Consider the following 21,410-nt stretch of genomic DNA (forward strand, 5'->3'; position numbering starts at 1 on the left):
AGTCACATTTTAGGCCACATCGAGCCATTGCAAGAGCTCGTGGGGGTATTTAATTGCGGCGTCCGCTCCCCAGTGCTCGGCGGCGTCGACGGCGCCGAGGTAGCCATAGAGGGCGGCGACGGTTTTCATGCCCGCGGCGCGGCCGGCGACAATGTCGCGTTCGTCGTCGCCGACGTAGATGCAGGCTTCGGGCGGCAGGCCCAGGCGGCTCGCGGCTTCGAACAGCGGCGCGGGATGGGGCTTGGAATGCGGCGTAGTGTCACCGCTGATCACGGCTTTGGCGCCATTGAACAAGGGCATGGCGCGTGTCAGCGGATCGGTGAAGCGCGACGATTTATTGGTCACGATGCCCCACAGCAGGCCGCGCGCCTCGATATCGGCCAGCAATTCGGCGACCCCGTCGAAAGCATAGGTGGTCTGCGTCATGCGCGCTTCGTAGTTGCAAAAGAACTCTTCGCGCAGCGCGTCGTAATCGGGGGCTGCGGGAGTGATGCCGAAGGCCACGCCCAGCATGCCGCGCGCGCCCGCGCCAGCCATGGGGCGGTAATGCTCAGCCGGCAGCGAGGGCAAGCCGCGCGCCACGCGCATCTGGTCCGCGGCGGCGCCGAGGTCGGGGGCGCTGTCGATCAAGGTGCCGTCCAGATCGAACAGCACGGCTTGTATGCCTTTGAAAGCCATGCTCATTGCGCGGGCCTTTGGGTGGCGATCATGTAATTGACGCTGGTGTCGGCGCTGAGCCAGTAACGCCCAGTCAAAGGATTGTGTTGCAGGCCCTTGGCGTGCAGCACATCGAGGCCAGCGGCGCGGCAAAAGCTTGCCAACTCGCTGGGCCGGATCATCTTGGCGTACTCGTGCGTACCACGGGGCAGCATGTTGAGTACATATTCCGCTGCAACAATTGCTTGCGCAAAAGATTTAACGTTGCGATTGAGTGTGGAAAAAAAGACCCATCCACCGGGTTTGACCAGCTCCGCACAGGCTCGAACCACCGATTCAGGCTGGGGAACATGCTCCAGCATCTCCATGCAGGTCACTACATCGAAGCTTGCAGGCTGGCGTTCGGCCATGGCTTCGACGGCAATTTCTTCATAGCGAATGTTCGGAGTTTGCGCTTCCAGCGCATGCAGCTGGGCCACTCGCAGGGACTTGGTGGCCAGGTCGATGCCGGTCACCACCGCGCCTTTGCGCGCCATGGAGTCGGCCAGAATGCCGCCGCCACAACCCACATCCAGCACATCCATGCCTGCCAGCGGGGCGAGATTGTTGATCCAATCCAGGCGCAGGGGATTGATCTGGTGCAGCGGCTTGAATTCACTTTCCGTATCCCACCAGTGGTGGGCCAGATCGGAGAACTTGGCCAGTTCGGCCGGGTCTGCATTGATGGCTTCAGGCATCGGTGCATTTCCTTCTTGCTGGTTTGTTATGGGACATAAAAAAAGCCCCGTTTCCGGGGCTTTTCCTGGGTAATCCGAAGATTACTTAGCGGCGCGAGTGCCCACCACTTCGATTTCAACGCGACGGTTCTTAGCACGGCCTTCGGCCGTCTTGTTGTCAGCGATAGGCTGCTTTTCGCCCTTGCCTTCAGTGTAAACGCGGTTCTTTTCGATGCCCTTGGACACCAAGTAAGCCTTGACGGCTTCCGAACGACGCACCGACAGCTTCTGGTTGTAAGCATCGGAGCCGACGGAGTCGGTGTGACCCACGGCAATGATGACTTCCAGGTTCACGTCCTTGACCTTGGAGATCAGGTCGTCGAGCTTGGCCTTGCCTTCGGGCTTCAGAACAGACTTGTCGAAGTCAAAGAATGCATCAGCAGCATAGGTGACCTTGGTTGCCACTGCAGGAGCAGGAGCCACTGCGGGTGCAGGAGCAACCACAACAGGCACAGCCACCACAGCAACAGGTGCTGCCTTCAGAGCACCGTCGCAATCGGCAGCAGCCGTTGCAGGTGTCCAGTTGGCATCACGCCAGCACAGTTCGTTCGTACCGTTTTTCCAGGTCAGTTCGCTGGTGCCATTTTGCCAGTTGTCGATGACATTGCCGCCGTTAGCAGCCTTAACTTGGGCGCCAGCAGCAGTTGCCAGTGCGGCGCAGGCAAACAGCATTGCCACTTTGTTCAGTTTCTTCATGGTTCTCCTCTTGGGGAAAAAGCCGCAGCCGCGCTGCGTATTTGTGGACGTCATTAGTGGCCATCACCAAGAACGTTGGAAATGATTGTGCCATACGTAACATGCGAATTGCCCAGGCTGGCGGGTGGGGTCGGTACGACAAAAGCGTAATTCCCGGGATATGTTGCGCAGCAACTACAGCCCAATGACTCTAAAATGGACATCCCTTGCCGTCAAAGTCGCTGTCCATGACCCAGTTTGCCAAAGAAACTCTGCCCATCAGCCTAGAAGAGGAGATGCGTCGCAGTTATCTCGATTACGCCATGAGCGTGATCGTGGGCCGCGCGCTGCCCGATGCACGCGACGGCCTCAAGCCGGTGCACCGTCGTGTGCTCTATGCCATGCATGAGCTCAACAACGACTGGAACCGGCCGTACAAGAAATCCGCCCGTATCGTCGGTGACGTGATCGGTAAATATCACCCGCACGGCGACTCCGCCGTGTACGACACCATCGTTCGCATGGCCCAGGATTTCTCCCTGCGCCACATGCTGGTCGATGGCCAGGGCAACTTCGGCTCGGTCGACGGCGACAGCGCCGCGGCCATGCGTTACACCGAAATCCGCCTGGCCAAGATCGCCCATGAAATGATTGCCGACATCGATAAGGAAACTGTCGATTTCGGGCCCAACTACGACGGCAGCGAACGCGAGCCGCTGGTCATGCCCAGCCGCCTGCCCAACCTGCTGGTCAACGGCTCCTCCGGCATTGCCGTGGGCATGGCCACCAATATTCCGCCGCACAACCTCAACGAAGTGGTCGACGCCTGCCTGCACATGCTGCAGAACCCCGAGGCGACGATCGACGAGCTGATGGAAATCGTGCCCGCGCCCGACTTCCCCACGGCCGGCATCATCTACGGCATCAACGGCGTCAAGGACGGTTACCGCACCGGCCGTGGCCGCGTGGTGATGCGCGCCAAGTGCCACTTCGAGGACATCGACCGCGGCCAGCGCCAGGCGATCATCGTTGACGAGCTGCCCTACCAGGTCAACAAGAAGACGCTGCAGGAGCGCATGGCCGAGCTGGTGCACGAGAAGAAGATCGAAGGCATCAGCCACATCCAGGACGAATCGGACAAGTCCGGCATGCGCCTGGTAATCGAACTCAAGCGTGGCGAAGTGCCTGAAGTGGTGCTCAACAACCTGTACAAGCAGACCCAGCTGCAGGACACCTTCGGCATGAACATGGTGGCGCTGATCGACGGTCAGCCCCGCCTGTGCAATCTGAAGGAACTGATTGCCGTCTTCCTGCAGCACCGCCGTGAAGTGATCACGCGCCGCACCGTGTTCGAGCTGCGCAAGGCCCGCGATCGCGGCCATGTGCTCGAAGGCCTGGCCGTGGCCCTGGCCAACATCGACGAATTCATCGCCATCATCCGCAATGCGCCTACGCCCCCCGTGGCCAAGGCCGAGCTGATGACGCGCGCCTGGGACAGCAAGCTGGTGCGCGAGATGCTCACCCGCACGCGCGCCGACGGCGGCCTGGTGAGTGCCGACGATTACCGGCCCGAAGGCCTGGAAGTGGAATTCGGCATGGGCCAGGACGGTCTGTACCGCCTGTCCGAGACCCAGTCCCAGGAAATCCTGCAAATGCGCCTGCAACGCCTGACCGGGCTGGAGCAGGACAAGATCGTGGCCGAGTACAAGGACGTGATGTCGGTGATCGAGGATCTGCTCGACATCCTGGCCAAGCCCGCCCGCGTGTCCGTGATCATTGGCGAAGAGCTGACGGCCCTCAAGGGCGAGTTCGGCCAGAGCAAGATCGGCGCGCGCCGCAGCACCGTGGAGTACAGCGCCCAGGATCTTTCCACCGAAGACCTGATCACGCCTACCGACATGGTGGTCACGCTGAGCCACACCGGCTACATCAAGAGCCAGCCTCTGTCCGAATACCGCGCCCAGAAGCGCGGCGGCCGCGGCAAGCAGGCCACTGCCACCAAGGAAGACGACTGGATCGACCAGCTGTTCATCGCCAACACGCACGACTACCTGCTGTGCTTCTCCAACCGCGGCCGCCTGTACTGGCTCAAGGTCTGGGAAGTGCCCGCGGGCTCGCGTGGCTCGCGCGGCCGCCCCATCGTCAACATGTTCCCGCTGCAGGAAGGCGAGAAGATCAACGTGGTGCTGGCGCTCACCGGCGAAATGCGCACCTTCCCTGAAGACCGCTATGTGTTCATGGCCACGAGCATGGGCACGGTCAAGAAGACGGCACTCAACGAGTTCAGCAACCCGCGCAAGGCCGGCATCATTGCCGTCAACCTCGACGACGGCGACTTCCTGATCGGCGCCGCGCTGACCGATGGCGCCCACGACGTGATGCTGTTCAGCGATGGCGGCAAGGCCGTGCGCTTTGACGAAAACGACGTGCGTCCCCTGGGTCGCCAGGCACGCGGCGTGCGCGGCATGATGCTGGAAGAAGGCCAGGGCGTGATCGCCATGCTGGTCGCCGAAGACTCGGACAGCAACCCGCAAAGCGTGCTCACCGCCACCCAGAACGGCTACGGCAAGCGCACCAGCATTTCCGAGTACACGCGCCATGGTCGCGGCACCAAGGGCATGATTGCCATCCAGCAGTCCGAGCGCAACGGCAAGGTGGTCGCCGCCACGCTGGTACGCGCGGATGACGAAATCATGCTGATCACCGACAAGGGCGTGCTGGTTCGCACCCGCGTCTCTGAGATCCGTGAACTCGGCCGCGCCACCCAGGGCGTGACCTTGATCGCCCTGGACGAAGGCACCCAGCTCAGCGGCCTGCAGCGCATCGCCGAAAACGATGCCCCAGCGGAACCGGAAGACGTCCCAGCCGAAGACAGCCCAGCGGTCGACGGCAGCGACGACGCAACCCCCCAGGTCTGATTCCGGCCACTCCCAGCACGCCGGCCTAGCCGGCGTGCTTGTTTCCCCCTCCCCAAAGCTCCGGGTGCCCACGCTCCCAGAGCCAGAACCTCTCTTCATTCCTGTTGCCATCATGAATCGCCCCTACAACTTTTCCGCCGGCCCCGCGGCCATTCCTGCCGAAGTTCTGGAGCAAGCTGCTGCCGAAATGCTGGACTGGCATGGCAGTGGCATGGGGGTGATGGAAATGAGCCACCGCGGCAAGGAATTCATCTCCATCTACGAGCAGGCCGAAGCCGACCTGCGCGAATTGCTGGCCGTGCCCGCGAACTTCAAGATCCTGTTCATGCAGGGCGGCGGCCTGGCCGAGAACGCCATCGTGCCGCTGAACCTGTCGCACGCCGCCACGGTGGACTTCGTGCTGACCGGCAGCTGGAGCCAGAAATCGGTCAAGGAAGCCGGCAAGTATGCGGCGCAGGCGCATGTCGCCGCCAGCAGCGAAGACAGCAACTTCACCGCCATCCCGCCCGCGGCCAGCTGGGACCTGAGCCGCGGCGCGAGCTATGTGCACATCTGCAGTAACGAAACCATCCACGGCGTCGAATTCCATGAGCTGCCCGACCTCAAGGCGCTGGGCAGCGATGCTCCGCTGGTGATCGACTTCTCATCGCACGTGGCTTCGCGCCCGGTCGACTGGAGCCGCGTGGGCCTGGCCTTTGGCGGCGCGCAAAAGAACATCGGCCCGGCCGGCCTGACCATCGTCATCGTGCGCGAAGACCTGATGGGCCATGCCCTGCCCGCCTGCCCCAGCGCGTTCAATTACAAGACCGTCGCCGACAACCAGTCGATGTACAACACGCCGCCGACCTGGGGCATCTACATCGCCGGCCTGACCTTCCAGTGGCTCAAGCGCCAGCGTGAAGGCGATCTGACCGGCATCGCCGCGATGGAAGCGCGCAACATCGCCAAGGCCGAGCTGCTGTACTCCAGCATCGACCAGTCGCAGCTGTATCTGAACAAGGTCGCGCCGAATGCGCGCTCGCGCATGAACGTGCCGTTCTTCCTGCGCGACGAGTCGCTCAACGACGCCTTCCTGGCCGGTGCGAAAGAGCGCGGCCTGCTGCAGCTCAAGGGCCACAAGTCGGTGGGCGGCATGCGCGCCAGCATCTACAACGCCATGCCCCTGGCCGGCGTCCAAGCCCTGGTCGACTACCTGCACGCCTTCGAACAACAAAACGCCTGAGAGACCCACAGCCATGAACACGCCCCAAGCCTCGCCCGATCTCGCGGATTTGCGCCAGCAGATCGACAGCATCGACCAACAGCTGCTGTCGCTGGTCAATCAGCGCGCGCATGTCGCCGAACAGGTCGGCGAAGTCAAGAAGCGCGAAGGCACGCCTTTTTTCCGCCCTGACCGCGTGGCCCAGGTGATACAGAAGATCGAAGCGGCCAACCCCGGCCCGCTGCGCAACAACCATGTCTCGGCCATCTGGCGCGAAATCATGTCGGCCTGCCTGGCGCTGGAATCGCCCCAGCGCGTGGCCGTGCTGGGCCCGGCCGGCACCTTCTGCGAACAGGCTGCTGTCGACTACTTCGGCGGCGCGGCCGACCTGATGTACTGCGCCAACTTCGACGAAGTCTTCCATGCCACGGCCGCGGGCAGCGCCCAGTACGGTGTGGTGGGCGTGGAAAATTCGACCGAAGGCGTGGTCACGCGCTCGCTGGACATGTTCCTGCACACGCCCTGCCATGTGGTCGGTGAAGTCAGCCTGCTGATCCGCCACCACCTGCTGCGCCTGAGCAATTCGGCGGAAAACATCGACGTCGTGGTGGCCCACCCGCAGGCCCTGGCCCAGTGCCAGGCCTGGCTGACCAAGCACCTGCCCCATGCCGAGCGCCGCCCCGTGGACAGCAACGCCGAAGGCGCGCGCCTGGCCTCGCTCAACCCCGGCTGGGCTGCCCTGGCCAGCGACCGCGCGGCCCAGCAATTCGGCCTGCACATCGTGGCCCACGCCATCCAGGACGAGGCCTACAACCGCACGCGCTTTGCCATCATCTGCCTGCCGCAGACCCTGGCCATGCCCGCCGCCACGGGCAAGGACTGCACCAGCCTGATCATTTCCGTGCCCAACCGCCCCGGCGCCGTGCACGACCTGCTGATGCCGCTCAAGACCCATGGCGTGTCGATGACGCGTTTCGAGTCGCGCCCGGCACGCACCGGCCAGTGGGAGTATTACTTCTACATCGACCTCGAAGGCCACCCTTCGGAGCCCCATGTGGCCAAGGCCTTGCAGGAACTGCAAGGTCTGTGCGCCTTCTACAAGATGCTGGGCGCCTACCCCATCACTGCCTGACGCCGGAGCCTGTGGATGTTTGAACAATTGGGACTCATAGGCTGCGGCCTGATGGGTGGATCGTTTGCGCTGGCCCTGAAGAAGGCCGGCCTGGTCAAGCGCGTGGTGGGCTACAGCAAGTCGCCCTCCACCACCGAACGTGCGCGCCAGCTGGGCGTGATCGATGTCGAAGCACCGTCGGCACTGCTGGCCGCCGCGGGCGCGGACATCGTGCTGCTGGCCGTGCCCGTGGCCGCGACCGAAGCCACGCTCAAGTCCATCAAGCACCTGGTCACGCCGCGCATGCTGATCATGGATGTGGGCTCGACCAAGACCGACGTGGTGCAGGCCGCGCGCTCGGCGCTGCGCGACCAGATCGGCTCTTTCGTGCCGGCCCACCCCATCACCGGCAAGGAAGTGGCCGGCGTCGAGCACGCCGATGCCGACCTGTATGTGGGCAGCCAGGTGGTGCTTACGCCCACCGAGCGCACGCTCACGGTGCAGCTGCAGCAGGCCCGCGAAGTCTGGCAGGCCCTGGGTTGTCAGGTGCACAGCATGTCGCCCGAAGCCCATGATGCGACGCTGGCCACCGTCAGCCACCTGCCCCATCTGCTGGCGTTTGCCATGATGCAAAGCGTGCTGTCCCAGCCCCAGGCGGACGCCACGCTGGCCCTGGCCGGCCCGGGCTTTCGTGACTTCACGCGGATCGCCGCCAGCGACCCCAAGATCTGGCGCGACATCCTGCTGGCCAATCGCGAACAGGTGCTGACCCAGTCGCGCCAGTTCCGGCAGGCCTTGCAGAACCTGGAGCAGCTCATGGAGCAAGATGACGGCCAGGCCTTGCAGGACCGGCTCACGCTGGCCAGCGCCGCCCGCGCCCACTGGCGCATGGCCGCCCCGCAGATGGCCGCCGCCACCCCTTCCGATTCCCTGGGCTCCTGAGCCCCTCACGCTGCAGAGGCGACATGTTCCAGACCGAATTTCTCGACGTTCCCGCACTCGCCACGGCCGAAGGCGAAGTCCGCCTGCCCGGCTCCAAGAGCATTTCCAACCGCGTGCTGCTGCTGGCTGCGCTCAGCGAAGGCACGACCGCGGTACACGACCTGCTCGACTCGGACGACACCCGCGTGATGCTCACGGCGCTCGAACAACTCGGCTGCAAGCTGGAGCGCAAGGACGATGTGCTGCGCATCACCGGCATCGCCGCGGCCCTGCCCGCCAACGCCAGTGCCGAGCTGTTCCTGGGCAACGCGGGCACGGCCATGCGCCCCCTGACGGCGGCCCTGGCCGTGCTGGGCGGCGACTTCACGCTCAGCGGCGTCGCCCGCATGCATGAACGCCCCATCGGTGATCTGGTCGACGCCTTGCGCCAACTGGGCTGCCGCATCGACTACCTGGGCAACGCCGGCTATCCGCCGCTGCGCATCGCCCAGCCCGACTTTGCCTCGGGCCAGCTGGCACAGCCCATCCAGGTGCGCGGCGACGTCTCCAGCCAGTTTCTGACTTCGCTGCTGATGGCGCTGCCGCTGCGCGCGGTCGACCAGGACGTCACCATCGAAGTCGTCGGCGAGCTGATCTCCAAGCCCTACATCCACATCACGCTGGAATTGCTCAAGCACTTCGGCATCACGGTGCACAACGACCGCTGGCAGCGCTTCACGATTCCCGCCGGCAGCCGCTACCGCTCGCCCGGCGACATCCATGTCGAGGCCGATGCCTCGTCGGCCAGCTACTTCATCGCGCTGGGCGCCATCGCCGCGGGCACCGAATCCGCCGAAGGCGTGCGCATCCTGGGCGTGGGCGCGCAATCCATCCAGGGCGACATCCGCTTTGTGGAAGCCGCCCGGGCCATGGGCGCGCACATAGAAAGCGGCCCCAACTGGCTGCAGGTGCGCCGCGGGCGCTGGCCGCTGCAGGCCATAGACCTGGACTGCAATCACATCCCCGACGCGGCCATGACGCTGGCGGTGATGGCCTTGTATGCCGAAGGCACGACCACCTTGCGCAATATCGCCAGCTGGCGCGTCAAGGAAACCGACCGCATCGCCGCCATGGCCTGCGAGCTGCGCAAGCTCGGCGCCAGCGTCGAAGAAGGCGCGGACTTCCTGAGCGTCACGCCGCCGGCCCAGGCCGCCGACTGGCACGCCGCCAGCATCCACACCTATGACGACCACCGCGTCGCGATGTGCTTTTCGCTGGCCGCCTTCAATCCGGCGCAGTTGCCGGTGCGCATCGAAGACCCGCAGTGCGTGGCCAAGACTTTCCCCGATTATTTCGAGGCCCTGTTCTCGGTCTGCCAGACGCCGCGCGCGAACATTCCGGTGATCTGCATCGACGGCCCCACGGCTTCGGGCAAAGGCACGATCGCCGCCGAAGTGGCACGGCGCCTGGGCTATGGCATCCTGGACTCGGGCGCGCTGTACCGCATCGCCGGCCTGGCCGCGCGCCGCGCCGGCCTGGACCTGGACGAAGCGCATGAAGCCGAGATCGCCACCCTGGTGCGCGAGTTGCCCATACGCTTCACGCCCGCGCAGCAGATTCTGCTGGGCGACGAAGACATAGGCGCAGCCATCCGCAGCGAGGCCGCCGGCATGGATGCCTCGCGCGTTTCGGCCCTGCCCGCCGTGCGCCAGGCCCTGCTGACACTGCAGTGGAATTTTCAGACCCTGCCCGGCCTGGTGGCCGACGGCCGCGACATGGGCACGGTGATCTTCCCCAACGCCGCGCTCAAGGTCTACCTTCTCGCCTCGGCCGAATGCCGTGCTGAGAGAAGGTATAAACAGTTGATTTCCAAAGGAATTTCCGCTAACATCAGCGCGCTTCGTGCAGACCTTGAGGCACGTGATGCTCGCGACATGTCGCGCAGTGCCTCGCCGCTCAAGCCCGCACAAGACGCATTGCTGCTCGACAGCTCCGTGCTTTCCATCGAAGAGGTGGTCACGCAGGTGCTGCAATGGTGGCAAGAGCGACAGCCTTTCAAGCCTGGCCTGAAAGACTGAACCCCGGTTCCCCCTGCCGCTTTTTCGCCCTGGCTAGCGAATGGCATGGGGGTTGGTGAACTATAGCCCGCGGATTTATCCGCACGAAACCTCCGCAAGCAGCCTTAAAAACGTCAGCAATAGTGCTCTCGGAAACCTGTTTGCGGCTAAGGAAATACATGTCTGAATCTTTTGCCGCCCTCTTTGAAGAATCGTTGCAACGCACGGAAATGCGTCCTGGCGAAGTCATCACCGCTGAAGTCGTGCGCGTTGAGCACAACTTCGTGGTGGTTAACGCCGGCCTGAAGTCCGAAGCCTACGTGCCCCTCGACGAATTCAAGAACGATCAGGGCGAAGTCGAAGTCCAAGTCGGTGACTTCGTTTCGGTGGCCATTGGTTCCATCGAAAACGGCTACGGCGACACCATCCTGTCGCGCGACACCGCCAAGCGTCTGGCTTCCTGGCTGGCCCTGGAAAAGGCCCTGGAATCCGGCGAATTCGTGACCGGCACCACATCGGGCAAGGTCAAGGGCGGCCTGACCGTTCTGGTCAACGGCATCCGCGCATTCCTGCCCGGTTCGCTGATCGACACGCGTCCGATCAAGGATCTGACGCCTTACGAAAACAAGACCCTGGAATTCAAGGTCATCAAGCTCGACCGCAAGCGCAACAACGTGGTGCTGAGCCGCCGCGCTGTGGTGGAAGCCTCGATGGGCGAAGAGCGCGCCAAGCTGATGGAAACGCTGAAGGAAGGCGCTATCGTCCAAGGCGTGGTCAAGAACATCACCGAATACGGTGCGTTCGTGGACCTGGGCGGTATCGACGGTCTGCTGCACATCACCGACATGGCATGGCGTCGCGTGCGTCACCCATCGGAAGTGGTGACGGCTGGCCAAGAAATCACGGCCAAGATCCTGAAATTCGACACCGAAAAGAACCGCGTGTCCCTGGGCCTGAAGCAAATGGGCGACGATCCTTGGATGGGCGTTTCGCGTCGCTATCCTTCGGCTACCCGTCTGTTCGGCAAGGTCACGAACATTGCTGACTACGGCGCATTCGTGGAACTGGAACCCGGCATCGAAGGCCTGGTCCACGTTTCCGAAATGGACTGGACGAACAAGAACATTGCTCCTTCCAAGCTCGTGTCCCTGGGCGACGAAGTCGAAGTCATGGTCCTGGAAATCGACGAAGACAAGCGTCGCATCTCCCTGGGCATGAAGCAGTGCAAGGCCAACCCTTGGCAAGAATTTGCCCAGAACACCAAGCGCGGCGACCGCGTCAAGGGCCCGATCAAGTCGATCACCGACTTCGGCGTGTTCGTTGGTCTGGCTGCCGGCATCGACGGCCTGGTTCACCTGTCCGACCTGTCGTGGAACGAAACCGGCGAAGCCGCTGTTCGTAACTACAAGAAGGGCCAAGAAGTCGAAGCCATCGTGTTGGCCGTGGACGTGGAACGCGAACGTATCAGCCTGGGCATCAAGCAGCTGGACAGCGATCCCTTCACGACCTTCGCCACTGTCAACGACAAGGGCCAGATCGTGACCGGCAAGGTCAAGACCGTGGACGCTCGTGGCGCTGAAATCGACCTCGGCGAAGACATCCTGGGCTACCTGCGCGTTTCGGAAATCTCCCGCGACCGCGTGGAAGATGCCCGCTCGGTGCTCAAGGAAGGTGACGAAGTCACTGCCGTGGTGTTGAACGTGGATCGCAAGACCCGCAACATTCAACTGTCCATCAAGCAGAAGGACATGGTCGACCAACAAGAAGCCATGGCATCCCTGTCGGCACAATCGACGCGCGAAAGCGCCGGCACGACCAGCCTGGGCGCACTGCTGCGCGCCAAGCTGGACAACTCGGAAAAGTAAAGCACTCACCCGCTTGACTTGAGTTGAATGCGGCGGGCGCTACAGGCGCCCGCCGCTTTTTTTCTTTCAAACCGGTTTTCTCCGGTACCCACAGGATTCCTTTTCGATGACCCGCTCTGATCTCGTCGAAGAACTGGCTGCTCGTTTCGGTCAATTGACGCAACGCGACGCCGAACTCGCTGTCAAAACCATTTTGGATGCAGTGGGCGATGCCCTGGTACGTGGCCAGCGCATTGAAATCCGCGGCTTTGGCAGCTTTTCTGTCAACCACCGCCCTGCGCGCATGGGCCGCAACCCACGCAGCGGCGAAGCCGTGCACATTCCCCAAAAGCGCGTCCCCCACTTCAAGCCCGGCAAAGCCTTGCGCGAAGCCGTGGACCAGCGCACGTTTGAACTCGGCGGTGCCCAGGCACTGCTGGCTGCAAGTGCCTTGCGCGCCGGCAATCTGCCCTGACGCCGCAGCGAACGCCCCTCGCCTGTGAACTAAAGTCTAAAATCCAACAGTCACACAAGGGGTCGCATGAAATACATACTGTGGCTGCTCAAGGCGGCCATTTTTTTTACGCTGTTCGCCTTTGCGCTGAACAACCAGCAAAACGCCACGGTGCATTTTTTCTTTGGCACCCAATGGACCGCGCCTCTGGTGCTGGTCGTGCTGACCGCCTTTGCCGCAGGGCTGGTGGCAGGGGTGCTAGGCATGGTGCCGCGCTGGTTGAAGCACCGCAGTGCCGCGCAGCGTGCAGCAGCACCGGCAGTCGCCGCAACCGAAGCACCCGCGACTGTCGCGGACACGGCGGAATCCCAGCCCTCTTTGCCCCCACACAATCTCCATGGAATTTGATATCAGCTGGATCTTGCTGGGCTTGCCCCTGGCGTTTGCACTGGGCTGGCTGGCCTCGCGTTTCGACGCCCGCCAGATGCGCGCATACAACCGCAGCGCCCCCAAGGCCTACTTCAAGGGCTTGAATTTTCTGCTCAACGAGCAGCAGGACAAGGCCATCGATGCCTTCATCGAGGCGGTGCAGAACGACCCCGATACGTCGGAGCTGCACTTTGCACTGGGCAACCTGTTTCGCCGCCGCGGCGAATACAACCGCGCCGTGCGGGTCCATGAGCACCTGCTGTCACGCGGCGACCTGAACCGCACCGACCGCAACCGTGCCCAGCATGCACTGGCGCTCGACTTTCTCAAGGCCGGACTGCTGGACCGCGCCGAAGACGCGCTGCGCCGGCTCGAAGGCACGAGCTACGAAGCCGAAGCGCGACTGGCCCTGCTGGCCATTTACGAACGCTCGCGCGACTGGAAACAGGCCAGCGAGATCGCCCAGCGCATGCAGGCCGCGGGCCAGGGCGACTTCAGCGCGCGCCTGGCGCACTACCTGTGCGAACAAGGCGATGTGCAGGCCACGAACGGCCAGCTGGAGCAGGCACAGGTAGCCTACCAACAGGCATTGCAGCTCGCACCGGGCGCCGCGCGTGCACACATCGACCTGGCTCGCCTGCAGCACCGCATGGGCCAGCACCAGCAGGCCTGGAGCACCTTGCAAGCACTGGCCCACAACAGCCCGAGCGCCCTGCCCCTGGCCGCCGCCCTGCTGCCGGACATCGCCAAGGCCTTGGGCAACATGCAGGAGATTCAGCGCTGGCTCGAAGACCAGTACCGCCAGACGCCTTCGCTGGACCTGCTGCAAGCCCTGGTCACCCTGGACGCGGACAGCGGCCAGGCGGATGCGCCCGGCCGCGAGCGCTACATCCAGCATCTGGGCAAGGAGCCTTCGCTGGTGGCCGCCACGCGCTGGCTGGCCAGCGAAACGCTGCACGACGAGCAACACCACCCTTCGATACAACGGGCGCTCGAGCATGCGAGCAAGCCGCTGACACGTTATCGCTGTGCCGCCTGCGGATTTGAAGCGCGGCAACATTTCTGGCACTGCCCCGGTTGCCAGAGCTGGGACAGCTACCCCGCGCGCCGCGTGGAAGAGCTGTAGCGCTGACCGCACGTTCCGGGGTTTTCCCCGGTTCAAGCCAGGCTCGCGCCTACAGTACGATGTTCGGGGCGAAGCTCAGCTTTGCCTGCACAAGGAGCGCCGGATGCTGAAAAAACTACTGACTGTTGCCGCGCTGCTGTATGCCGCCTGTGCTTTCGCCGGGCTGGACGCCAACCAGGCCTCCAAGGCCGAACTGGATGCCGTCAAAGGCATAGGACCCGCACTGGCGGAGCGAATCATTGCCCAACGCAAGAAATCCCCTTTCATCGATTGGTCCGATCTGATCGACCGCGTGCATGGCGTGGGAAGGGCTTCCGCAGCCAAGCTTTCCGCGAGCGGGCTCACGGTCAACGGCCAGCCGTATTTGAGCCCGCCCCCGCCCTCGACCCCCCAGGCATCCGCCATGCCCTCCGCCGCACCCGCCAGAATCCAGCTGCAGGCCCGCCCCTGAAAGCCTGCACACCCGCTCAGAACCGCACCCGCCACAGCATCCGCTCAGGCGGGTTTTTTATCGGCAGGCCGCCCCAGGATGAAAACGCCCCCTTGGGGGCAGCGGCCACAGGCAGTCGGAAGCATGGGGGCCTTTTTTTATGTCTACACCATGACCATAATTGAAAACCTGCTCAGGTTTTCATAGCGCATTTGCGACGGTTGCCCGTAAAATGAAACGCACATGCCCTTGATCTTTCTCATTCTTCTGCCATTCCTCGGCAGCCTGCTGGCTGCCGTGTTGCCGACCAATGCCCGCAATACCGAGTCCACGCTGGCCGGCTTGATCGCATTGGGCTGTGCCATCCAGACCGCCATGCTGTTCCCCGAGGTGGCCGCCGGCGGCGTGTTGCGCCAGGAAATCGAATGGATGCCGGCCCTGGGATTGAATCTGATCGTGCGCATGGATGGCTTTGCCTGGATGTTCTGCATGCTGGTGCTGGGCATAGGCTCGCTGGTGGTGCTGTACGCGCGCTACTACATGTCCCCCGCGGACCCCGTGCCGCGCTTCTTCTCGTTCTTCCTGGCCTTCATGGGCGCCATGATGGGCGTTGTGCTGTCGGGCAATGTGATCCAGCTGGCCTTTTTCTGGGAGCTGACCAGCCTGTTTTCCTTTCTGCTGATCGGCTACTGGCACCACCGCAAGGACGCGCGCCAAGGTGCGCGCATGGCCATGACCGTCACCGGCACGGGCGGCCTGTGCATGCTCGCCGGCATGCTGGTGCTGGGCCATATCGTCGGCAGCTACGACCTTGACCACATCCTCGCGGCCGGTCAGCAAATTCGCGATCACCACCTCTACCTGACGGCATTGGTGCTGATCCTGCTCGGTGCCTTGAGCAAAAGCGCGCAATTCCCCTTCCATTTCTGGCTGCCCCATGCCATGGCCGCGCCCACCCCGGTCTCGGCCTACCTGCACTCGGCGACCATGGTCAAGGCCGGCGTGTTCCTGCTGGCCCGGATGTGGCCCGTGCTCGGCGACACCGACGCCTGGTTCTGGCTGGTCGGCGGCGCAGGTCTGTGCACTTTGCTGCTGGGCGGTTATCTGGCGATGTTCCAGAACGACCTCAAGGCGCTGCTGGCCTACTCCACCATCTCGCACCTGGGCTTGATCACCCTGCTGCTGGGCCTCAACAGCCCGCTGGCCGCCGTGGCCGCCGTGTTCCACATCATGAACCACGCCACGTTCAAGGCCTCGCTGTTCATGGCCGTGGGCATCGTCGACCACGAAAGCGGAACGCGTGACATCCGCCGCCTGTCGGGCCTGCGCACCATGATGCCCGTCACGGCCACCCTGGCCATGGTGGCCAGCGCGGCCATGGCCGGCGTGCCGCTGCTCAACGGCTTCCTGTCCAAGGAAATGTTCTTTGCCGAAACGGTCTACCTTGATGCCTCCCCCTGGGTGCGCACCTGGTTGCCCGTTGCCGCCACGCTCGCCGGCATGTTCAGCGTGGCCTATTCGCTGCGCTTCACGGCCGATGTCTTTTTCGGCAAGCCCGCCACCGACCTGCCGCTGACGCCGCACGAGCCGCCGCACTGGATGCGTGTTCCTGTCGAGCTGCTGGTGCTGGCCTGCCTGGTGGTCGGAGTTTTCCCGGCCTGGGCGATGGGCGACTTCCTGCGCGCCGCGGCACTGCCCGTGGTGGGCGGCACCCTGCCCGAATTCAGTCTCGCCGTCTGGCATGGCGTGAATGCACCCTTGATCATGAGCATTCTGGCGCTCATCGGCGGCATTGGCATCCACACCCTGCTGACCTGGCTGCGCAAGGCCGGCCGTGCGGAAACCGCGCCCATCGCGCACTACTTCGACGGCCGGCGCTTTTTCGAAACTTCGCTGACACTGCTGCAGAGCGCGGGCCGCAAAGGGCGCCGCGCGCTGAGCACCATGCGCCTGCAGTGGCAAATGCTGTGGCTGGTGTGCCTGGCGCTGGCCGCGGGCTTCATGCCGCTGTGGATGCAAGGCATGCAACTGGGCAACCGAGGCACGCTGCCGCTGTCTCCGGCCTTCGTGCTGCTGTGGGTGCTGGGCTGCACCTGCGCGCTCGCCGCCGCCTGGAAAGCCAAGTTCCATCGGATGGCCGCGTTGATCATGCTGGGCGTGTGCGGCCTGTGCGTCTGCATTACTTTCCTCTGGTTCTCGGCCCCCGACCTGGCCTTGACCCAACTGGTGGTGGAAGTGGTCACCACGGTGCTGATCCTGCTGGGCCTGCGCTGGCTGCCCAAGCGGGACAAGAACCTGCGCATTCCCGCCCTGTCCACCCATAGCCGGGCGCGCGCGCGCCGCCTGCGCGACCTGGGCCTGGCCGTGGCCGCGGGCAGTGGCATGGCCTGGCTGGCTTTTGCCATGATGAGTCGGCCTTTCCACGACAGCACTTCGACCTTCTTCCTCGAAAACGCGCTCACGGGCGGCGGCGGCGCCAATGTGGTGAACGTGATGCTGGTGGACTTCCGTGCTTTTGACACTTTCGGCGAAATCGTGGTGCTGGGCGTGGTGGCCTTGACGGTGTACGCGCTGCTGCGGCGCTTCAGGCCGGCACGCGAGACCATGGACCTGCCCGAGCAACAACGTTTCGTGCCCGGCGATCTGCAGACCGATCTGGTCAACCCCCGCCATGCCAGCGATACGGCCGTCGGCTATCTGATGGTGCCGGCCGTGCTGGTCCGGCTGCTGCTGCCTTTTGCCACGCTGGTCGCGGTCTACCTGTTCATGCGCGGCCACAACGAGCCCGGCGGCGGCTTCATCGCCGGCCTGGTGTTCTCGGTCGCGCTACTGTTGCAGTACATCATTTCCGGCACTCAATGGGTCGAAGCCCACTTCGCGCTCTACCCACGCCGCTGGATCGCCACCGGCCTGCTGCTGGCACTGTTCACGGGCTTGGGCGCGGTCGCCGCCGGCTATCCCTTCCTGACCAGCCACACCTTCCACCTGACGCTGCCGCTGATTGGCGATATCCACCTGGCCAGCGCCACCTTCTTCGACCTGGGCGTGTTTTCGCTGGTCGTCGGCTCCACGATGTTGATATTGACGGCCATTGCCCACCAATCCGTACGCGGCCACCGCTACCACGCGCGTCTGCTCGATGATGAACACCTGGACGAGACCGAGGGAGCCCACTGATGGAAATCGTGCTCGCTATCGCCATCGGCGTACTCACCGGCTCGGGCGTCTGGCTGCTGCTGCGCCCGCGGACCTACCAGGTCATCATGGGCCTGTCCTTGATGGCCTATGCCGTCAACCTGTTCATCTTCAGCATGGGCCGTCAGGGCCTGTCCATCGACAAGGAACCCGTGCTGCGGCCCGGCGTGGCCCAGGATCTGCTGAACTATGCTGACCCCATGCCCCAGGCCCTGGTGCTCACGGCCATCGTCATCGGCTTTGCCTCGACCGCGCTGTTCCTGGTGGTGCTGCTGGCCTCCCGCGGCACGGCGGGCAATGACCATGTGGACGGCGTCCACTCGCGTGATGTGCAGGAGATGCCATGAACGACATCACCAGCCAACTCATGCCGCACCTGATGCTGGCGCCCATCGCGCTGCCCATGCTCACCGCAGCGATGATGCTGCTGATGCGCGAAGAGCAGCAGCGCCTCAAGCTGGGCATCAATATTTTGTCCACCCTGCTGGGGCTGGTGATCGCCGCCGCCCTGCTGGCATGGACCGACCAGGCCGGCGCGCCCGTGACCATGGGCGTGTACCTGCCGGGCAACTGGCCCGCACCGTTCGGCATCTCGCTGGCACTGGACCGGCTGTCGGCGATGATGCTGGTGCTGACCAGCATCGTGGCCCTGGCGTCCATCGTCTTCGCCGCCGCCCGCTGGCACCGCGCCGGCGTGCACTACCACCCGCTGTTTCAGTTCCAGCTGATGGGCCTGGCCGGCGCCTTCCTCACGGCCGACCTGTTCAACCTGTTCGTGTTCTTCGAGATCACGCTGGTCGCCTCCTACGGCTTGCTGCTGCACGGCTCGGGGCGCGCGCGCATCCAGTCGGGCCTGCATTACATCGCGATCAACCTGGCCGCGTCTTCGCTGTTCCTGGTCGGCGTGTCCATGCTCTACGGCATCACCGGCACGCTCAACATGGCCGACCTGGCCGCCGCCATTCCCCAAGTGGAGGCCTCCGACCGCGGCCTGCTGCACGCCGCGGCCGCCATCCTGGCCATGGCCTTTTTGATCAAGGCCGCGATGTGGCCGCTGAACTTCTGGCTGGTGCCGGCCTACAGCGCGGCCACGGCCCCGGTGGGGGCGCTGTTCGCCATGATGACCAAGCTCGGTGTCTACACCGTGCTGCGCCTGTGGACCTTGCTGTTCAGCAGCCAGGCCGGCGAGTCCGCGCTGTTCGGCAGCGCCTGGCTGATCGGCGGCGGCATGCTGACCATGGTCTTCGGCGCCATCGGCATGCTGGGCTCGCAGCGCCTGTCCAACCTCGCCGGCTATGCCGCCATCCTGTCCTCGGGATCGCTGCTCGCCGCCGCCGGCTTCGGCCAGAACCTGCTGACGGCCGGCCTGCTGTACTACCTGCCCAGCTCCACGCTGGCCATCGCCGCGCTGTTCCTGCTGTCGGATCTGATCGACCGCTGGCGCAATGCCGGCGCGCGCACCGCGCCTTACGAAGACGACGAAGCGCCCTTCCTCAACGCTGAACTGGTGCCCACGGCCGGCCTGAACCTCGACGAAGACGAGGAAGTGCTGATCGGCCGTGTGATTCCCGCGGCGGCCGCTTTCCTGGGCCTGGCCTTCATGGTCTGCACCCTGGTGATCGCGGGCCTGCCACCGATGTCGGGTTTCGTGGGCAAGCTGGCCATGCTCAACGCCGTGCTCAATCCGCTGGGCATAGGCACTTCCGCAGGCTACCAGCCCGGTTTCTGGGGCTGGGCCTTGCTGGCCTTGATGATCGGCACGGGGCTGATTGCCTCGATCGCCTTGATCCGCGTCGGCATGCGCCATTTCTGGGCCAGCCACGATCGCAACACGCCACAGTTGCGTGTCGCCGAAGGCCTGCCCATCGCCGTGCTGCTGCTGTGCTGCCTGCTCATGACCGTGCAGGCCGGTCCGGTGATGCGCTACATGCAGCACGCGGCCGATGCCCTGCACTCGCCCAATACCTATATCCGCGCCGTATTGACACAGCGGCCCGTGCCCAACCCGGCGCCATCCACTGCACAGGAGGCTCCATGAAGCATCTGCTGCCCGCGCCACTGCTGTCGGTGGCCTTGTTCCTGCTCTGGCTGCTGCTCAACCAGACGCTCAGTGGCGGCCACATGCTGCTGGGCGCCATTCTGGGCCTGCTGATTCCCATACTGCTGCGCGGCCTGCGGCCCCTGCCGGTGCGCATCCGCCACCCGCTGACCGTTCTTCGGCTGGCCGCCACCGTGGTCTACGACTCCACCGTGTCCAACCTGACCGTGGTGCGCTTTCTGATGTTTCCCTCGCAGCGCAAGCATGCGGCGGATTTCGTGCACATTCCGCTGGAACTGCGCGACCCCAACGCCCTGGCCGTGCTGGCCATGATTGTCTGCATCACGCCGGGCACGGCCTGGGCAGAACTGTCGCGTGATCGCTCCATGCTGCTGCTGCATGTGCTCGAAGTGGGCAACCCCCAGGAAGTCATAGACCACGTCAAGCACCACTACGAGCGCCCCCTGATGGAGATTTTCGAATGAGCCCCTATTTCAACTGGGCGCTGTCCCTGGCGCTCTTTCTGCTGGTGGTGGCCATGGCCTGCGCGCTGATCCGCCTGATCAAGGGGCCTGCGGCCCAGGACCGCGTGCTCGCGCTCGACTGCATGTACACCACCGGCATGCTGGCCATGCTGGTGCTGGGCATCATGTACAGCAGCACCGATTACTTCGAAGCCGCGCTGTTGATCGCGCTGTTCGGCTGCGTCGGCTCCACGGCCATGGCCAAGTTCCTGCTGCGCGGGGAGGCCATCGAATGACCGAAGCCGTACTCCCGATCTGGGCCCAGGTGGTCGTCGCTCTGCTGGTGGTTTTCGGCGCCTTTATCGCGCTGCTGGGTGCCCTGGGCCTGGTGCGCCTCAAAAGCTATTTCGAGCGCGTGCACTCGCCGTCCATCATCGCCACGCTGGCCTGCTGGTGCATCATGTACGCCACCGTGCTGTTCTTCTCTGTGCTCGAGCAGCGCCTGGCACTGCACGCCCTGCTGATCGCCGTCTTCGTCTCGGTGACCGCGCCCATCACCACGATTTTCCTGATGCGCGCGGCGCTGTTCCGGGCCCGGCGTACCGGCCAGAATGTGCCCGCGTCCGTCAGCAGCGTCGTGCCCAGCGACCCGGCGCATCCGGACAACCGGTACTGATCCACGGACGACGCCATGCTGCCGGTTCTTGCCATCTGCATCGGCGCCTGCCTCGGGGCCCTGGCGCGCTGGCGCCTGGGAGTGTGGCTCAGCGTCGGCCACAGCCTGCCCTGGGGCACGCTGGCCGCCAACCTGGTGGGTGGCTACCTGATCGGCATCTGCGTCGCCGTCTTCAATGCCCTGCCGCAACTCGACCCGGTGTGGCGCCTGGCCCTGGTCACCGGGTTCCTGGGCGCGTTGACCACGTTTTCCAGCTTTTCGGCCGAAGTCATCACCATGCTGCAGCACCAGCGCTATGCGGCGGCACTGGGCTGGACCAGCGTGCATGTGCTGGGCTCGCTGGCCATGACAGTGGCCGGCATCGCCAGCACCCAGGCGCTGTGGCCGCGCCACCTCTGAGCTATGAGTTTGTGAGCGTATAGTGAGTTGAACAAGGGC

General features: G+C 64.1%; 20 protein-coding genes. 17 read left to right on the top strand and 3 right to left on the bottom strand.

The genetic code is table 11. The features are described from left to right. Positions 1 to 9: 9 nt before the first annotated feature. The 3 genes from N0K08_RS17595 to ompA form a co-directional block, all read right to left on the bottom strand. Positions 10 to 684 carry an HAD-IA family hydrolase gene (locus tag N0K08_RS17595; protein ID WP_261501706.1) on the bottom strand — a complete coding sequence of 225 codons (675 nt, stop codon included), beginning with the start codon at positions 682 to 684 and terminating at the stop codon, positions 10 to 12. Then, entirely contained in the window at positions 681 to 1,394 is a 714-nt protein-coding gene (gene ubiG / locus N0K08_RS17600) for a bifunctional 2-polyprenyl-6-hydroxyphenol methylase/3-demethylubiquinol 3-O-methyltransferase UbiG (RefSeq protein ID WP_261501707.1), read from the bottom strand. The genes N0K08_RS17595 and ubiG overlap by 4 nt, the downstream gene beginning before the upstream one ends. 81 nt (positions 1,395 to 1,475) lie before the next feature. Beyond that, positions 1,476 to 2,129 (bottom strand): outer membrane protein OmpA, encoded by a 654-nt coding sequence (gene ompA / locus N0K08_RS17605; RefSeq protein WP_315968015.1) that lies wholly within the window; start codon positions 2,127 to 2,129, stop codon positions 1,476 to 1,478. A 227-nt stretch (positions 2,130 to 2,356) separates the two neighbouring features. On the opposite strand from ompA, the gene gyrA reads away from it, so the two are divergent. From gyrA to crcB, 17 genes are all read left to right on the top strand, one after another. Continuing rightward, positions 2,357 to 5,026, top strand: a complete 2,670-nt coding sequence (gene gyrA, locus N0K08_RS17610) for a DNA gyrase subunit A (protein ID WP_261501708.1) — start codon at positions 2,357 to 2,359, stop codon at positions 5,024 to 5,026. 112 nt (positions 5,027 to 5,138) lie between these two features. Further along, positions 5,139 to 6,248 (top strand): 3-phosphoserine/phosphohydroxythreonine transaminase, encoded by a 1,110-nt coding sequence (serC, locus tag N0K08_RS17615; protein ID WP_261501709.1) that lies wholly within the window; start codon positions 5,139 to 5,141, stop codon positions 6,246 to 6,248. Between the two features lie 13 nt (positions 6,249 to 6,261). Further along, complete coding sequence (gene pheA / locus N0K08_RS17620; RefSeq protein WP_261501710.1) at positions 6,262 to 7,359, top strand: prephenate dehydratase; 1,098 nt, start codon at positions 6,262 to 6,264, stop codon at positions 7,357 to 7,359. Between the two features lie 15 nt (positions 7,360 to 7,374). After that, entirely contained in the window at positions 7,375 to 8,280 is a 906-nt protein-coding gene (locus N0K08_RS17625) for a prephenate dehydrogenase (protein ID WP_261501711.1), read from the top strand. Between the two features lie 23 nt (positions 8,281 to 8,303). Continuing rightward, positions 8,304 to 10,337, top strand: a complete 2,034-nt coding sequence (locus tag N0K08_RS17630) for a bifunctional 3-phosphoshikimate 1-carboxyvinyltransferase/cytidylate kinase (protein WP_261501712.1) — start codon at positions 8,304 to 8,306, stop codon at positions 10,335 to 10,337. A 158-nt stretch (positions 10,338 to 10,495) separates the two neighbouring features. Then, complete coding sequence (gene rpsA, locus N0K08_RS17635; protein ID WP_261501713.1) at positions 10,496 to 12,181, top strand: 30S ribosomal protein S1; 1,686 nt, start codon at positions 10,496 to 10,498, stop codon at positions 12,179 to 12,181. A gap of 106 nt (positions 12,182 to 12,287) precedes the next feature. After that, positions 12,288 to 12,635: an integration host factor subunit beta gene (locus N0K08_RS17640; RefSeq protein WP_261501714.1), complete on the top strand. Its 348-nt coding sequence runs from the start codon at positions 12,288 to 12,290 to the stop codon at positions 12,633 to 12,635. Positions 12,636 to 12,701: 66 nt separating this feature from the next. Next, positions 12,702 to 13,022: a LapA family protein gene (locus N0K08_RS17645; RefSeq protein WP_261501715.1), complete on the top strand. Its 321-nt coding sequence runs from the start codon at positions 12,702 to 12,704 to the stop codon at positions 13,020 to 13,022. Next, complete coding sequence (gene lapB, locus N0K08_RS17650; RefSeq protein WP_261501716.1) at positions 13,012 to 14,169, top strand: lipopolysaccharide assembly protein LapB; 1,158 nt, start codon at positions 13,012 to 13,014, stop codon at positions 14,167 to 14,169. Before N0K08_RS17645 ends, lapB begins: the two co-directional genes overlap by 11 nt. 103 nt (positions 14,170 to 14,272) lie before the next feature. Further along, on the top strand, positions 14,273 to 14,620 hold the full coding sequence (locus N0K08_RS17655) for a ComEA family DNA-binding protein (RefSeq protein WP_261501717.1): 348 nt from the start codon (positions 14,273 to 14,275) through the stop codon (positions 14,618 to 14,620). A 222-nt stretch (positions 14,621 to 14,842) separates the two neighbouring features. Then, the gene (locus tag N0K08_RS17660) at positions 14,843 to 17,776 is read left to right on the top strand and encodes a monovalent cation/H+ antiporter subunit A (protein WP_261501718.1); all 2,934 of its coding nucleotides are present in this window, start codon (positions 14,843 to 14,845) and stop codon (positions 17,774 to 17,776) included. After that, the gene (locus N0K08_RS17665; RefSeq protein ID WP_261501719.1) at positions 17,776 to 18,141 is read left to right on the top strand and encodes a Na+/H+ antiporter subunit C; all 366 of its coding nucleotides are present in this window, start codon (positions 17,776 to 17,778) and stop codon (positions 18,139 to 18,141) included. Before N0K08_RS17660 ends, N0K08_RS17665 begins: the two co-directional genes overlap by 1 nt. Beyond that, complete coding sequence (locus N0K08_RS17670) at positions 18,138 to 19,832, top strand: monovalent cation/H+ antiporter subunit D (protein WP_261501720.1); 1,695 nt, start codon at positions 18,138 to 18,140, stop codon at positions 19,830 to 19,832. Before N0K08_RS17665 ends, N0K08_RS17670 begins: the two co-directional genes overlap by 4 nt. After that, complete coding sequence (locus N0K08_RS17675; protein ID WP_261501721.1) at positions 19,829 to 20,317, top strand: Na+/H+ antiporter subunit E; 489 nt, start codon at positions 19,829 to 19,831, stop codon at positions 20,315 to 20,317. Before N0K08_RS17670 ends, N0K08_RS17675 begins: the two co-directional genes overlap by 4 nt. Then, positions 20,314 to 20,592, top strand: a complete 279-nt coding sequence (locus tag N0K08_RS17680; RefSeq protein ID WP_261501722.1) for a K+/H+ antiporter subunit F — start codon at positions 20,314 to 20,316, stop codon at positions 20,590 to 20,592. The genes N0K08_RS17675 and N0K08_RS17680 overlap by 4 nt, the downstream gene beginning before the upstream one ends. Continuing rightward, on the top strand, positions 20,589 to 20,972 hold the full coding sequence (mnhG, locus tag N0K08_RS17685) for a monovalent cation/H(+) antiporter subunit G (protein ID WP_261501723.1): 384 nt from the start codon (positions 20,589 to 20,591) through the stop codon (positions 20,970 to 20,972). The genes N0K08_RS17680 and mnhG overlap by 4 nt, the downstream gene beginning before the upstream one ends. Positions 20,973 to 20,987: 15 nt before the next feature. Further along, positions 20,988 to 21,371, top strand: coding sequence for a fluoride efflux transporter CrcB (crcB, locus tag N0K08_RS17690; protein ID WP_261501724.1), 384 nt, complete (start codon positions 20,988 to 20,990; stop codon positions 21,369 to 21,371). Positions 21,372 to 21,410: the final 39 nt, after the last annotated feature.

It is taken from the genome of Acidovorax bellezanensis (assembly GCF_025421555.1).
Lineage (GTDB): Bacteria > Pseudomonadota > Gammaproteobacteria > Burkholderiales > Burkholderiaceae_C > Comamonas > Comamonas bellezanensis.